Origin of the sequence: Acidovorax radicis N35 (assembly GCF_000204195.1) — a bacterium.
Taxonomy (GTDB): domain Bacteria; phylum Pseudomonadota; class Gammaproteobacteria; order Burkholderiales; family Burkholderiaceae_C; genus Acidovorax; species Acidovorax radicis.
Genome location: NZ_AFBG01000020.1, coordinates 415497 through 428320 on the forward strand (window position 1 = coordinate 415497; position 12824 = coordinate 428320).

Annotated in this window: 14 protein-coding genes; 5 read left to right on the top strand and 9 right to left on the bottom strand. The window is 63.2% G+C overall.

Annotation, left to right across the window (positions count from 1 at the left end; all coding sequences use genetic code 11):
* The first annotated feature begins 362 nt into the window (after nucleotides 1–362).
* Complete coding sequence (locus ARADN35_RS0115695) at nucleotides 363–1037, top strand: dihydrodipicolinate reductase C-terminal domain-containing protein (RefSeq protein ID WP_010463803.1); 675 nt, start codon at nucleotides 363–365, stop codon at nucleotides 1035–1037.
* A gap of 73 nt (nucleotides 1038–1110) precedes the next feature.
* Here the strand turns inward: ARADN35_RS0115695 and leuB are convergent, their stop codons facing one another.
* The 9 genes from leuB to grpE form a co-directional block, all read right to left on the bottom strand.
* On the bottom strand, nucleotides 1111–2184 hold the full coding sequence (leuB, locus tag ARADN35_RS0115700; protein ID WP_010463806.1) for a 3-isopropylmalate dehydrogenase: 1074 nt from the start codon (nucleotides 2182–2184) through the stop codon (nucleotides 1111–1113).
* 89 nt (nucleotides 2185–2273) lie between these two features.
* A complete protein-coding gene (leuD, locus tag ARADN35_RS0115705) occupies nucleotides 2274–2924 on the bottom strand; it encodes a 3-isopropylmalate dehydratase small subunit (protein WP_010463807.1) in 651 nt (216 codons plus the stop codon).
* An 8-nt stretch (nucleotides 2925–2932) separates the two neighbouring features.
* Entirely contained in the window at nucleotides 2933–3058 is a 126-nt protein-coding gene (locus ARADN35_RS0115710) for an entericidin A/B family lipoprotein (protein WP_010463809.1), read from the bottom strand.
* 12 nt (nucleotides 3059–3070) lie between these two features.
* Nucleotides 3071–4492 carry a 3-isopropylmalate dehydratase large subunit gene (gene leuC, locus ARADN35_RS0115715; protein WP_010463811.1) on the bottom strand — a complete coding sequence of 474 codons (1422 nt, stop codon included), beginning with the start codon at nucleotides 4490–4492 and terminating at the stop codon, nucleotides 3071–3073.
* Nucleotides 4493–4513: 21 nt separating this feature from the next.
* Complete coding sequence (locus ARADN35_RS0115720; RefSeq protein ID WP_010463812.1) at nucleotides 4514–5470, bottom strand: LysR family transcriptional regulator; 957 nt, start codon at nucleotides 5468–5470, stop codon at nucleotides 4514–4516.
* A 136-nt stretch (nucleotides 5471–5606) separates the two neighbouring features.
* Entirely contained in the window at nucleotides 5607–6974 is a 1368-nt protein-coding gene (locus ARADN35_RS0115725; RefSeq protein ID WP_035198293.1) for an MBL fold metallo-hydrolase, read from the bottom strand.
* A gap of 154 nt (nucleotides 6975–7128) precedes the next feature.
* Entirely contained in the window at nucleotides 7129–8274 is a 1146-nt protein-coding gene (gene dnaJ, locus ARADN35_RS0115730; protein WP_010463817.1) for a molecular chaperone DnaJ, read from the bottom strand.
* Nucleotides 8275–8360: 86 nt separating this feature from the next.
* A complete protein-coding gene (gene dnaK / locus ARADN35_RS0115735) occupies nucleotides 8361–10310 on the bottom strand; it encodes a molecular chaperone DnaK (protein ID WP_010463819.1) in 1950 nt (649 codons plus the stop codon).
* Nucleotides 10311–10404: 94 nt separating this feature from the next.
* Nucleotides 10405–10956 carry a nucleotide exchange factor GrpE gene (gene grpE / locus ARADN35_RS0115740; RefSeq protein WP_029414071.1) on the bottom strand — a complete coding sequence of 184 codons (552 nt, stop codon included), beginning with the start codon at nucleotides 10954–10956 and terminating at the stop codon, nucleotides 10405–10407.
* A gap of 305 nt (nucleotides 10957–11261) precedes the next feature.
* Between grpE and rpsF the strand changes: the two genes are divergently transcribed.
* The 4 genes from rpsF to rplI are packed head-to-tail and all read left to right on the top strand — an operon-like array spanning nucleotide 11262 to nucleotide 12738.
* Nucleotides 11262–11669: a 30S ribosomal protein S6 gene (rpsF, locus tag ARADN35_RS0115750; RefSeq protein ID WP_029414072.1), complete on the top strand. Its 408-nt coding sequence runs from the start codon at nucleotides 11262–11264 to the stop codon at nucleotides 11667–11669.
* Between the two features lie 14 nt (nucleotides 11670–11683).
* On the top strand, nucleotides 11684–11974 hold the full coding sequence (priB, locus tag ARADN35_RS27395; RefSeq protein WP_010463825.1) for a primosomal replication protein N: 291 nt from the start codon (nucleotides 11684–11686) through the stop codon (nucleotides 11972–11974).
* Between the two features lie 17 nt (nucleotides 11975–11991).
* A complete protein-coding gene (gene rpsR, locus ARADN35_RS0115755; protein WP_005795932.1) occupies nucleotides 11992–12273 on the top strand; it encodes a 30S ribosomal protein S18 in 282 nt (93 codons plus the stop codon).
* A 12-nt stretch (nucleotides 12274–12285) separates the two neighbouring features.
* A complete protein-coding gene (gene rplI, locus ARADN35_RS0115760) occupies nucleotides 12286–12738 on the top strand; it encodes a 50S ribosomal protein L9 (RefSeq protein WP_010463838.1) in 453 nt (150 codons plus the stop codon).
* The last annotated feature ends 86 nt before the right edge of the window (nucleotides 12739–12824 follow it).

Genomic DNA, 12824 nt, shown 5'->3' on the forward strand with positions numbered 1-12824 from the left:
TAAGAAACAGTGCCAGACCGGACTGCTCGCCTGGCTCGTCTGGCCAGGGAGGGCGCACGACGAACCAGGCTGAGTCAGCCCTTAATGGTCGTGATTTTGGTGATGGTTGCGCGCGCAGCGACACCGGCCAGGGCGGCGGGTGCAATGTTCAGGGCGAACGTGTGGGCGGCAAACATAGGCGGGGATTGTAGCGGATGTGGGCTTTGGGCTCTGTGCTGTTGCTCCAACAGCGTCTCTGTGGAGCGACCGGCGGGATAGACGGTAGAAAAAGCCAATGACTTCGTGGGGAGCCTCCGCTTGGGGTCTGCATCGCACTACAGTCCTGCCTATCGTTTTGTCTGTGATTCATCGAGAGTAGAAAAATGCAAGTCATCGTTGTGGGGTCCGGCAAGCTGGCCAGGGAGCTTCTGGGCGCGCTGCCCTCTGGGGACGCTGGCGAGGTTGTGCCCTGGGCCGCCGAGGGGCTGCCTGCAGAAAAATCGGTGGTGGTGCACGCTGGCTCGGGCCGGGAGCTGCAAGCCGTGAGCGCGTTCTGCGCATCCACGCAATCTCCGCTGGTGGAGCTGTCCACGGGGTCAGCGCTGGAACACACTGCCGTGGGTTTTCCGGTCATCCTGTGTCCGAACACCAACCTCCTCATGCTCAAGTTCATGGCCATGCTGGAGCGCAGCGGGCATCTGTTTCGCGGCTACCGCATCGGGCTTACCGAATCCCACCAGGCGCAGAAGTCCTCCGTGCCGGGCACGGCGGTCAGCATGGCGCAGGCGCTGGGCCTCACTCCGGCTGAAATCCGGTCCGTGCGCGATCCGGAGGTTCAACGGGGCGAGTTGCAAATCCCCCAAGAGCATCTTGCCCGCCACGCGTACCACCAGATGTTGATGGAGGATGGCGCTTGCAGCGTGAAGCTGGAAACCCGTGTCTATGGCGATGCGCCGTATGCGGCGGGTGTGGCCCACATTGTGGCGGCCGTCCGTGAGCGGCCGCTGGAGAACCGGCGTTACTCCATCATGGAGTTCATCGACAACGCCTGGCTGTAGGCGGTACGCGGGCTCAACAACGAAAAAAGCGCCGGAAGACCGGCGCTTTTTCGTGACCGCTGAGCGGTTGGGTTCAGGCGGCCAGCGCCTTGACCACGGCATCCCCCATCTGCGCCGTGCCCACCTTGGTGGTGCCTTCGCTGTAGATGTCGGGGGTGCGCAGGCCCTGGGCCAGCACCTTTTGCACGGCGGCTTCGATGCGCTGGGCGGCGGCTTCCTGGTTCAGGCTGAAGCGCAGCATCATCGCGGCCGAGAGGATGGTGGCCAGGGGGTTGGCCACGCCCTTGCCGGCGATGTCGGGGGCGCTGCCGTGGCTGGGTTCGTACAGGCCCTGGTTGCTGCTGTTCAGGCTGGCCGAGGGCAGCATGCCGATGGAGCCCGTCAGCATGGAGGCTTCGTCCGACAGGATGTCGCCAAACATGTTGCCGGTCACCACCACGTCAAACGCCTTGGGCGCCTTGACCAGTTGCATGGCGGCGTTGTCCACGTACATGTGCTGCAGCTCGACGTCGGGGTATTCCTTGTGCACGTCGGTGACCACGTCCTTCCAGAACTGGAAGGTTTCGAGCACGTTGGCCTTGTCCACGCTGGTGACCTTCTTGTTGCGTTTGCGGGCGGCCTGGAAGGCGACGTGGGCGATGCGCTCGATCTCGGGGCGGCTGTAGCGCATGGTGTCGAAGGCCTCCTCGGCACCGGGGAAGTGGCCATCGGTGGCCACGCGGCGGCCGCGCGGCTGGCCAAAGTAGATGTCGCCGGTCAGCTCGCGGATGATGAGGATGTCGAGGCCCGCGATCAGCTCGGGCTTGAGGCTCGACGCACCCACCAGTTGCTCGTAGCAGATGGCGGGGCGGAAGTTGGCGAACAGGCCCAGGTTCTTGCGCAGGCCCAGGATGGCCTGCTCGGGGCGCAGGGGGCGGTCGAGCGTGTCGTATTTCCAGTCGCCCACGGCGCCGAACAGGATGGCGTCGGCTTCCTTGGCGAGCTTGAGCGTGGACTCGGGCAGCGGGTGGCCGTGGGCGTCGTACGCCACGCCGCCCACCAGGGCGGATTCCATCTCGAACGGGAGTTCCAGGGCCTCCAGAACCTTCACGGCTTCAGAGACGATTTCGGTGCCAATGCCGTCACCCGGCAGAACTGCGATTTTCATTGAATTTGCTTTGTTTTTGATAGCTGTTTACGCTTATGGATAAAGCGTTAGATGCCAATTTGACTGATATTTTGGATGCCCACGCCGTCTCACGACACCATGGTGTGCGCCAGCCAGGGCTTGGTGGCCAGCCGCTGGGCTTCAAAGGCCTTGATCTTGTCGGACTGGCGCAGGGTCAGGCCGATGTCGTCAAAGCCGTTGAGCAGGCAGTATTTGCGGAAGGCCTGCACCTCGAACGGAATCTCTTGGCCCTGCGGACGCACGATGACCTGGCGCTCCAGGTCGATGGTGAGCTGGTAGCCGGGGAATGCGTGCACTTCGTCAAACAGCTGGGCCACGGTGGCCTCGGGCAGTACGATGGGCAACAGGCCGTTCTTGAAGCAGTTGTTGAAGAAAATGTCGGCAAAGCTCGGCGCGATCACCGCGCGAAAGCCGTACTGGTCCAGCGCCCAGGGCGCGTGTTCGCGGCTGGAGCCACAGCCGAAGTTCTTGCGCGCCAGCAGCACGGAGGCGCCTGCATAGCGCGGCTGGTTCAGCACAAAGTCGGGGTTGGGCTTGCGGCTGGCGGGGTCTTGGCCGGGTTCGCCGTGGTCCAGGTAACGCCACTCGTCAAACAGGTTCACGCCAAAGCCGGTCTTCTTGATCGACTTGAGGAATTGCTTGGGGATGATCGCGTCGGTATCGACGTTCTCGCGGTCCATCGGGGCCACAAGGCCCTTGAGCAAGGTGAATTTCTGCATGGCGTTCTTTATTTTGCGGCGCGTTCAAGGGCGCCACCGGCGCGCTGTACGTCCTGGCCCACGCCCTTGACGGTGTTGCAGCCGGCCAGCACGAAGGTGATGGCGAGCACGATGAGGGTTGCGGTCTTTTTCATGACAGGGCTCCTTCAGGCAAATTGACGAATGTCCACAAAGTGGCCGTGCACGGCAGCGGCTGCTGCCATGGCGGGGCTCACCAGATGGGTCCGGCCACCAGCGCCCTGGCGGCCTTCGAAGTTGCGGTTGCTGGTGCTGGCGCAGCGCTCGCCGGGCTCCAGGCGGTCGGCATTCATGGCCAGGCACATGGAGCAGCCGGGTTCGCGCCACTCAAAGCCCGCGGCCACAAAAATCTTGTCCAGGCCTTCGCGCTCGGCCTGTTCCTTGACCAGGCCCGAGCCGGGCACCACCATGGCCAGCTTGACATTGCTGGCCACCTTGCGGCCCAGGTTCTTCACCACGGCGGCGGCTTCACGCATGTCTTCGATGCGGCTGTTGGTGCAACTGCCGATGAACACCTTGTCGATGGTGATGTCGTTGATGGCCTTGCCGGGCGTGAGGCCCATGTAGGTCAAGGCGCGCTCGATGGCGCCGCGCTTGTTGGCGTCCTTTTCCTTGTCTGGGTCGGGCACGCGGGCGTCGATGCCCAGCACCATTTCGGGCGAGGTGCCCCAGGTCACTTGTGGCTGGATGTCGGCGGCGTCGAGCTTGACGACGGTGTCAAACTTCGCATCGGCATCCGAATGCAAGGTCTTCCAGTACGCCACGGCCTGGTCCCATTCCACGCCCGTGGGCGACAGGGGACGGCCCTTGACGTATTCAATGGTCTTATCGTCCACAGCCACCAGACCCGCGCGAGCACCACCTTCGATGGCCATGTTGCACACGGTCATGCGGCCTTCCATGCTCATGGCGCGGAAGACGGAGCCTGCAAATTCAATGGTGTAGCCCGTGCCACCGGCCGTGCCGATCTTGCCGATGATGGCCAGCACCACGTCCTTGGGGGTCACGCCTTTGGCCAGCGTGCCGTCCACCTGTACCAGCATGTTCTTGGCCTTCTTGGCCAGCAGGGTTTGCGTGGCCATCACGTGCTCGACCTCGCTGGTGCCGATGCCGTGCGCCAGCGCGCCAAACGCGCCGTGCGTGCTGGTGTGGCTGTCGCCGCAAACCACCGTCATGCCGGGCAGGGTGGCGCCGTTTTCGGGGCCAATCACATGCACGATGCCCTGGCGTTTGTGCATGAACGGGAAGAATGCCGCAGGCGAGATCTGCGCCATGTTGTCGTTCAGCGTGGTGATCTGTTCCTTGCTGATCGGGTCGGTGATGCCGTCGTAGCCGTTTTCCCAGCCCGTGGTGGGTGTGTTGTGGTCGGCGGTGGCCACGATGGAGCTCATGCGCCAGACCTTGCGGCCCGCCTCGCGCAGCCCTTCAAAGGCCTGGGGGCTGGTCACCTCGTGCACCAGATGGCGGTCGATGTAGAGGATGGACGTGCCGTCCTCTTCGGTGTGGACGACATGCTCGTCCCAGATCTTGTCGTACAGGGTGCGTCCCATGGCGTGGCTTTCTTTCTGCTTTCAGGTGGGTGATTGGATTTTAGTGCCGGGGTCTTGGCGTGGTGAGAGGTGTTCCACCAGCAAACGCGCCGTGACGGGCAGTGCGTCAAAGTCGCGGGCCACCACGCGCAGCTCGCGGTGGGCCCAGGCGTCGGTCAATGGGACGGCTTGCAGGTTGCCCACGCCGCGCATCAGCGCAAACGCCCGGTCGGGCAGCAGGCCCACGCCCAGGCCGTTGTCGATCATGCGGCACATGGCGTCAAGCCCCGTGACCTGGATGCGCTGGCGCAGCGGGCGCCCGGCGGCAGCTGCTGCGGCGCGCATGGCCAGGCTGATGCTGCTGTTGGCGTGCAGGCCCACGATGTCCCAGTCCAGAACTTCTTCAAAATTGATAGCTGCCAGCGCAGACAGGTCATGCGCCAGGGGCACAACGAGCACCAGATTGTCGGCGCGGTAAGGGCGGCTTTGCAGTTCCAGGGCACCGTTGCCACTGGCCATGCCGATGTTGCAGATGCCCAGGTCTGCAGCGCCCTCCTGCACGGCATGCAGCACGTCGCTGCTCAGGTGCTCCTGCAGGTCGATCTTGATCTGGCTGTGCTCGCGCGCAAAGGCGCCCAGGTCTTCGGGCAGAAACTGGAAGATGGCCGAGATGTTGGCGTGCATGCGCACATGGCCGCGCACACCGTCGGCGTATTCGCTGAGCTCGCCCTGCATGCGCTCCAGGCCAAACAGCACGGTGCGCGCGTGGTGCAGCAGGCTCTCGCCTGCGGGGGTGAGCGTGACGCCCCGGCTGTGGCGGTAGAGCAGGGCGGTGTCCACGGCCGTTTCCAGGTCCGACAGGCGTTTGCTGACAGCCGATGCGGCAATGAACTCGCGCTCGGCCGCGCGGCCAATGCTGCCGAGCTCGCACACCGCCACAAACAGTTGCAGCGAGGTCAGGTCGATACGGCGCGCAAAACTGCGCTCGGAGCTTTTCATGGGGTTTTGTCTTCTCGGAATGAGAAGGTTGTCTATTTTCTCTGCATTATGGGTGCTTTGCCATCGCGATACGCGATGGTTGGGATGCCCGTCCGCGCGTGAGCAGTCCCTCTGAAGCCCAGAACGCTGCCGTGGCTTAGGCGGTGCAGGTGCTGCCGTGCTCTGGCACGGCGGCGCGCCAGCGCAGCTCATGCTCAATGCGCTGGCGCAGCAGATCGGATGCGCCCATTTCGCCATGCACCACATACACCTGGTCGGGCGCGTGGCCCATGCTGCGCAGCCAGGCGATGAGCTGGTTGCCGTCGGCGTGGGCCGACGCGGAGGACAGCCGCACCACCTCGGCGCGCACGGCCACGTCCTGGCCATGGATGCGGATGCTCTTTTCGCCCTGGGCCAGGCGCGCGCCGCGTGTGCCCGGCGCCTGGTGGCCGGTCAGGATGATCATGTTGCGGTGGTCGCCCGCGTGCAGCGCCAGGTGGTGCAGCACGCGGCCCCCGGTGGCCATGCCACTGGCCGACAGGATGACCATGGGGCCATGCAGCTTGGCCAGCCCCTTGGATTGCTCGGGCGTCTGGACCATGGTGGCGCCATGCTCCAGTGCCTGTACTTCGCGGCCGCTCAGGCGGTGTTCCTGCATATGGTGCTGGAACAGCCCCGTGGTGCTGACCGCCATGGGGCTGTCCAGAAACACCTTGAGGGAGGCGGGCACCACACCCTGCGCCTTGAGCAGGCCAATGGCGTGCAGCACCACCTGGGCACGCCCCACGGCGAACACGGGCACCACCGCTATGCCCCCGCGTGCGGCCAGGCGCTGCAGGGCGGGCCCCAGTTCGTCGAGCAGGCCTTCGGGAGGGTGTTCGCGGTCGCCGTAGGTGGACTCGATGAGCACCGTGTCGGCCTGGGGCGGGGCGTCCGGTGGATTCATCAGCAAGTCGTCCGGCCGCCCCAGGTCGCCGGAGAACAGGATGCGCCGCCCTCCGACTTCCAGCAGCACACTGGCCGCGCCGAGGATGTGGCCAGCGGGCGAGAAAGTCATGCGCCAGCCGGGCAGGGGCTCGAACGCTTTGTGGAACGCATGGATCTGGAACTGTTGGAGGCAGTGCAGTGCATCGAGCCGGGTGTACAGCGGCAGGGCGGGGCTGTGGCTGCTGAGCTGGTGCCGGTTGAGAAAGGCCGCGTCTTCCTCCTGCAGGTGCCCACTGTCGGGCAGCAGGATGGTGCACAGGTCGCGCGTGCCCGGCGTGCAGTGGATGGCGTGGGTGTAGCCATCGCGCGCCAGCAGGGGCAGGTAGCCGCTGTGGTCCAGATGCGCGTGGGTCAGCACCACCGCGTCGATCTGGCGGGGCGTGACGGGCAAGGGCTGCCAGTTGCGCAGGCGCAGCTGCTTGTAGCCCTGGAACAGGCCGCAGTCGATCAGCAGGCTTTTGCCGTTGTGCCGAACCAGGTATTTGGAGCCTGTGACGGTCCCGGAGCCACCCAGAAAGGTGATGTTGACATTGTTCATGGACCGCAGCTCCCGCTTCATCGCCGATGGATTTTCATCGTACTGCGCAGGCTGCGCCAGCGGGGGTTGACTGCGATTTTCTTGCCTTGCATCAAGAAAAAACCGCCTGGACCAGAAGGCCGCAGGCGGTTTTTTTGGGGGGGCAGGCTGGTGATCAGCTGAAGAAGTTCTTCAAGCGGTCCGTCCAGCTTTCGCCGCTGGGCGAATGGCGGCCGCCACCCTTCTTGAGCGAATCCTCCAGCTCGCGCAGCAGCTTGCGCTGGTGCTCGGTGAGCTTCACGGGGGTCTCTACGGCGATGTGGCAGTACAGGTCGCCCGGGTAGCTGGCGCGCACACCCTTGATGCCCTTGCCGCGCAGGCGGAATTGCTTGCCGGCCTGGGTGCCTTCCGGAATGTCGATGGCCGCCTTGCCCGCCAAGGTGGGCACCTCGATCTCGCCGCCCAAAGCCGCCGTGATGAAACTCACGGGCACCTGGCAGTGCAGGTCGTCGCCGTCGCGCTCGAAGATGTCGTGTTTCTTCAGGCGGATTTCGATGTACAGGTCGCCGGGCGGGCCACCGTTGGTGCCAGGTTCGCCGTTGCCGGTGCTGCGAATGCGCATGCCGTCGTCGATGCCTGCAGGGATCTTCACTTCCAGCGTCTTTTGCTTCTTGAGCTTGCCCTGGCCATGGCAGCTGGTGCAGGGCTCGGGAATGATCTTGCCCGTGCCACGGCAGTGCGGGCAGGTCTGCTGCACGCTGAAGAAGCCCTGGCGCATCTGCACCGTGCCCGCGCCCTGGCAGGTGCCGCAGGTCTTGGCGCTGGTGCCGGGCTTGGCGCCGCTGCCGTGGCAGGTGTCGCAGCTCTCCCACGACGGGATGCGGATCTGTGCATCCTTGCCGCGTGCGGCCTCTTCCAGGGTGATCTCCATGGCGTAGCTCAGGTCGCTGCCGCGGTAGACCTGGCGGCCGCCCGCGCCCCGCCCACGCCCGCCCTGCTGGCCGAACATGTCGCCGAAGATGTCGCCAAAAGCCTCGGCAAAACCGCCAAAGCCCTCTGCACCCGGGCCTCCCGGGCCGCGCATGTTGGGGTCGACCCCGGCGTGGCCGTACTGGTCGTAGGCCGCACGCTTTTGTGGGTCGGAGAGCATCTCGTAGGCCTCCTTGGCCTCCTTGAATTTCTCTTCGGCAGGCTTGGCCGCATCCCCCTGATTGCGGTCAGGGTGGTGCTTCATCGCCAGCTTGCGATAGGCCTTCTTGATTTCTTCGTCCGAGGCGTTCTTGGGAACACCCAGGATTTCGTAAAAGTCTCTTTTGGACATGGTCTTTCTGAGCCCGGTTGGAACAGGAACGCCGCGCAAGCACCGTCAACGGCACCGCGCGGCGGCTGGGGTCAACGGGAGCGTGCTCAGCCCTTCTTGACTTCCTTGACTTCGGCATCGACGACGTTGTCATCGTCTGCAGGCTTGGCCGAAGATGCGGAGGCCGAAGCACCGGCATCAGCACCACCGGCAGCCTGAGCGGCTTGCGCCGCTTGGGAGTCGGCGTACATCTTTTCGCCCAGCTTCTGGCTGGCGGCCATCAGCGCGGTCGTCTTCTCGTCGATCGCGGCCTTGTCTTCGCCCTTCAGGACTTCTTCCAGGGCCTTCACGGCTGCGGTGATCGCATCCTTCTCGCCGGCATCCAGCTTGTCGCCGTGTTCGGCCAGGCTCTTGTTCACGCTGTGCACGGCGGCTTCACCCTGGTTGCGGGCTTGCACCAGCTCCAGCTTCTTCTTGTCGTCGGCAGCGTTCAGCTCGGCATCTTTCACCATTTGCTGAATTTCTTCTTCCGACAGGCCGGAGTTGGCCTTGATGGTGATCTTGTTTTCCTTGCCCGTGCCCTTGTCCTTGGCGCCCACATGCAAGATGCCGTTGGCGTCGATGTCGAACGACACTTCGATCTGTGGAACACCGCGCGCTGCGGGTGGAATGCCTTCGAGGTTGAACTCGCCCAGCAGCTTGTTGCCCGCCGCCATTTCACGCTCACCCTGGTAGACCTTGATGGTCACGGCAGGCTGGTTGTCGTCGGCCGTCGAGTAGGTCTGCGCGAACTTGGTTGGGATGGTGGTGTTCTTCTGGATCATCTTGGTCATCACGCCACCCAGGGTTTCGATACCCAGAGACAGCGGTGTCACGTCCAGCAGCAGCACGTCCTTGCGGTCGCCCGACAGCACCTGGCCCTGAATGGCAGCGCCCACGGCCACGGCTTCATCGGGGTTCACGTCCTTGCGGGGGTCTTTGCCAAAGAACTCCTTGACCTTCTCTTGCACCTTGGGCATGCGCGTCATGCCGCCGACCAGGATCACATCATGGATGTCGGACACCGACACGCCTGCGTCCTTGATGGCCATGCGGCAAGGAGCGATGGTGCGCTCGATCAGCTCTTCCACCAATTGCTCCAGCTTGGCGCGGGTCAGCTTGATGTTCAGATGCTTGGGGCCCGAAGCATCGGCAGTCACGTAAGGCAGGTTGATGTCGGTTGAGGCCGAGTTCGACAGCTCGATCTTGGCCTTCTCGGCGGCCTCCTTCAGGCGCTGCAGGGCCAGAACGTCGTTCTTGAGGTTGACGCCCGATTCCTTTTTGAACTCTTCGATGATGAAGTCGATGATGCGCTGGTCGAAGTCTTCGCCGCCCAGGAAGGTGTCGCCGTTGGTCGACAGCACTTCGAACTGCTTTTCGCCGTCCACGTCCGCGATTTCGATGATGGACACGTCGAACGTGCCGCCACCCAGGTCATACACGGCGATCTTGCGGTCGCCCTTTTCCTGCTTGTCCAGGCCGAAGGCCAGGGCAGCCGCAGTGGGCTCGTTGATGATGCGCTTGACGTCCAGGCCTGCAATGCGGCCGGCGTCCTTGGTGGCCTGGCGCTGGGCGTCGTTGAAGTACGCGGGCACCGTGATGACGGCTTCCGTCACGGGCTCGCCCAGGTAGTCCTCGGCCGTCTTCTTCATCTTGCGCAGGATGTCGGCAGACACCTGCTGGGCCGACAGCTTGTTGCCGCGCACCTCGATCCAGGCGTCGCCGTTGTCGGCGGCCACGATCTTGTAGGGCATCAGGTCGATGTCCTTTTGCACTTCTTTTTCGGTGAACTTGCGGCCGATCAGGCGCTTGACGGCGTACAGCGTGTTCTTGGGGTTGGTCACCGCCTGGCGCTTGGCCGAGGCGCCGACGAGGATCTCGCCGTCTTCCTGGTAGGCCACGATGGAAGGCGTGGTGCGCGCGCCTTCGCTGTTCTCGATCACGCGCGTCGTGTTGCCTTCCATGATGGAGACGCAGCTGTTGGTCGTGCCCAGGTCAATGCCGATGATTCTTCCCATGATTTTTCTCCGAATGCTTGAATGGTTTGGATGGCTAGTAACTTGTGGATAACTTGTGGCGGTTCAAGTCATCCGTGCTGATTTATTTGAAGATTTACTTCGGGGCTGTCACGGTGACAAGTGCCGGCCGCAGCACGCGGTCAGCGATCACATAGCCCTTTTGCAGCACGGCCACCACGGTGTTGGCTTCCTGGTCGGCAGGCACCACGCTGATGGCCTGGTGCTGGTGGGGGTCGAACTTGGCGCCCGCCTCGGGGTTGATGGCCAGCACCTTGTTGCGCTCCAGTGCCGAAGTCAGTTGGCGCAGGGTGGCGTCGGCGCCTTCGCGCAACTGCTGGGGCGTGGCTTCCTTGATAGCCAGGGCGGCATCCAGGCTGTCGGCCACGGGCAGCAGGCTCTCGGCAAAACTCTCGATGCCGAACTTGCGGGCCTTGGAGACTTCGTCTTCGGCCCGGCGCCGGGCATTCTCGGTCTCGGCCTTGGCGCGCAGGAACTGGTCGGCCAGATCGGCGCTTTTGGCCTTGAGCTCGGCCAGCTCGCCCTGCAGGCGTGCCAGCTCGTCCGAGGCGTGGGCTGCCATGGCGGCTTCGACTTCTTCGGGGGCGGGAGCATTCTGAGGGGCTGTGGTTTGGCTGTTATCTGACATGTCTTGGTCTGAAGGTAAATGAACAGTACGCGCGAGAGTTGGGGCCGTGCCACCACAAATCAAGGTCTGCGCCAGGGGTATGTCCTTTCGGCCCCCGCGTACAGCGCGCTTTGTTGTATGGCATGTCGGCCCAGCCCCTGGTTTTGCAAGAGGCCAGGCGTTTGTCAGGCGCCTATTTGTACGCCCACGCGGGGACTTGGGCGGCCCTGAGTGTACAAGCGGCAGAGGTCGGGCTATAATCGCAGGCTTTCCCTTGCCACACCACTTCAAGACGCAGTGGGTGGTCTTACCCAAAAGGAGTATGCATGCGTCATTACGAAATCATTTTGTTGATCCATCCGGATCAAAGCGAACAAGTTCCAGCGATGCTGGAGCGCTACAAGGGCATGATCACCGCTGGCGGTGGCAAGGTGCACCGTGTGGAAGACTGGGGCCGCCGTCAACTGGCGTACCTGATCAACAAGCTGGCCAAGGCCCACTACCTGTGCGTGAACATCGAAGCCGACCAGGCCGTGATGGCTGAACTGGAGCATGCCTTCAAGTTCAACGACGCCGTGTTGCGCCACCTGACGGTTCAAAAGAAGAAGGCCGATGCAGGTCCTTCTTCGATGATGAAGACCGTCGAGCGTGAAGAAGCCCGCAAGGCCAGCCAAGCTGAATACGCAGCTGCTGGCGGTGAGCGTGGCGAGCGCCCAGATCGCGCCGAGCGCTGATCCAGCCCGTTGGAGTGGAGAACCGCGTAGTCTTGACCGCTTGTATCGCAGAGGCTGAACCCCTGCGTTACACACCCGCCGGACTGCCTGCCCTTACGCTGCGACTCGAACACGAGTCCTGGCAAACCGAGGCAGGCCACCCCCGCGAAGTCAAGGCCGCCATGAAAGCCGTTGCCTTTGGTGCGATGGCTGAGCGTCTGGCAAGGCAGAACATCGGAAGTCTCTGGACTTTCAGTGGATTTCTAGCCACCCCACGCAATGGCAAGACCGCAGTGCTTCACATCCAGGATATTCAACAAAATTAATTTTCAAGGGGTCCGCAATGGCCACGTTCAAGAAGTTCAACAAAGACAAGCGCCCAAAGCGCAACACCCAGTCCCTGCTGTTCAAGCGCAAGCGCTTTTGCCGCTTCACGGTGACCGGTGTTGAAGAAATCGACTACAAGGATGTCGACACGCTGCGCGATTTCATCGCCGAAAACGGCAAGATCATCCCCGCACGCCTGACCGGCACGCGCGCCATCTTCCAGCGTCAGCTGAACACCGCCATCAAGCGCGCTCGCTTCCTGGCCCTGGTGCCTTACAGCGACCAGCACAAGATCTAAGGAGCACAACCCATGCAAATCATCCTGCTCGACAAGGTTGTGAACCTCGGCAACCTCGGTGAAATCGTCAAGGTCAAAGACGGCTACGCCCGCAACTTCCTGATCCCCGCTGGCCGCGCCCGTCGCGCCACGGAAGCTGCCAAGGCAGAGTTCGAAGCCAAGCGTGCTGAACTCGAAAAGGCCGCAGCTGCCAAGCTGGCAGAAGCCCAAGCCCAAGGTGAAAAGCTGGCAGGCACCACCGTCAAGCTGACGCAAAAGGCTGGCGTGGATGGCCGTCTGTTTGGTTCCGTGACCAACCACGACATCGCTGAAGAGCTGAACAAGCAAGGCTACAAGGTTGCCAAGGCCCAGATCCGCCTGCCCAACGGCCCGATCAAGGTCGTGAGCGAAAGCACCGTGAACGTTGCTCTGCACACCGACGTGGTGGTGGAAGTGACCGTGTCGGTCTACGGCGAAACCGCCTGATACACCCCGGTGTTTCATCAGAAGCCGCCCTCGGGCGGCTTTTGTCTTTTGGTTCGCGCCATTTGTACATGATTGCCCACCGGTAG

Bases quoted from the DNA above. Each gene is read 5' to 3' on its own strand.
- ARADN35_RS0115695 (WP_010463803.1), top strand. From the start codon at position 363: ATGCAAGTCATCGTTGTGGGGTCCGGCAAGCTGGCCAGGGAGCTTCTG.
- leuB (WP_010463806.1), bottom strand. From the start codon at position 2,184: ATGAAAATCGCAGTTCTGCCGGGTGACGGCATTGGCACCGAAATCGTC.
- leuD (WP_010463807.1), bottom strand. From the start codon at position 2,924: ATGCAGAAATTCACCTTGCTCAAGGGCCTTGTGGCCCCGATGGACCGC.
- ARADN35_RS0115710 (WP_010463809.1), bottom strand. From the start codon at position 3,058: ATGAAAAAGACCGCAACCCTCATCGTGCTCGCCATCACCTTCGTGCTG.
- leuC (WP_010463811.1), bottom strand. From the start codon at position 4,492: ATGGGACGCACCCTGTACGACAAGATCTGGGACGAGCATGTCGTCCAC.
- ARADN35_RS0115720 (WP_010463812.1), bottom strand. From the start codon at position 5,470: ATGAAAAGCTCCGAGCGCAGTTTTGCGCGCCGTATCGACCTGACCTCG.
- ARADN35_RS0115725 (WP_035198293.1), bottom strand. From the start codon at position 6,974: ATGAACAATGTCAACATCACCTTTCTGGGTGGCTCCGGGACCGTCACA.
- dnaJ (WP_010463817.1), bottom strand. From the start codon at position 8,274: ATGTCCAAAAGAGACTTTTACGAAATCCTGGGTGTTCCCAAGAACGCC.
- dnaK (WP_010463819.1), bottom strand. From the start codon at position 10,310: ATGGGAAGAATCATCGGCATTGACCTGGGCACGACCAACAGCTGCGTC.
- grpE (WP_029414071.1), bottom strand. From the start codon at position 10,956: ATGTCAGATAACAGCCAAACCACAGCCCCTCAGAATGCTCCCGCCCCC.
- rpsF (WP_029414072.1), top strand. From the start codon at position 11,262: ATGCGTCATTACGAAATCATTTTGTTGATCCATCCGGATCAAAGCGAA.
- rpsR (WP_005795932.1), top strand. From the start codon at position 11,992: ATGGCCACGTTCAAGAAGTTCAACAAAGACAAGCGCCCAAAGCGCAAC.
- rplI (WP_010463838.1), top strand. From the start codon at position 12,286: ATGCAAATCATCCTGCTCGACAAGGTTGTGAACCTCGGCAACCTCGGT.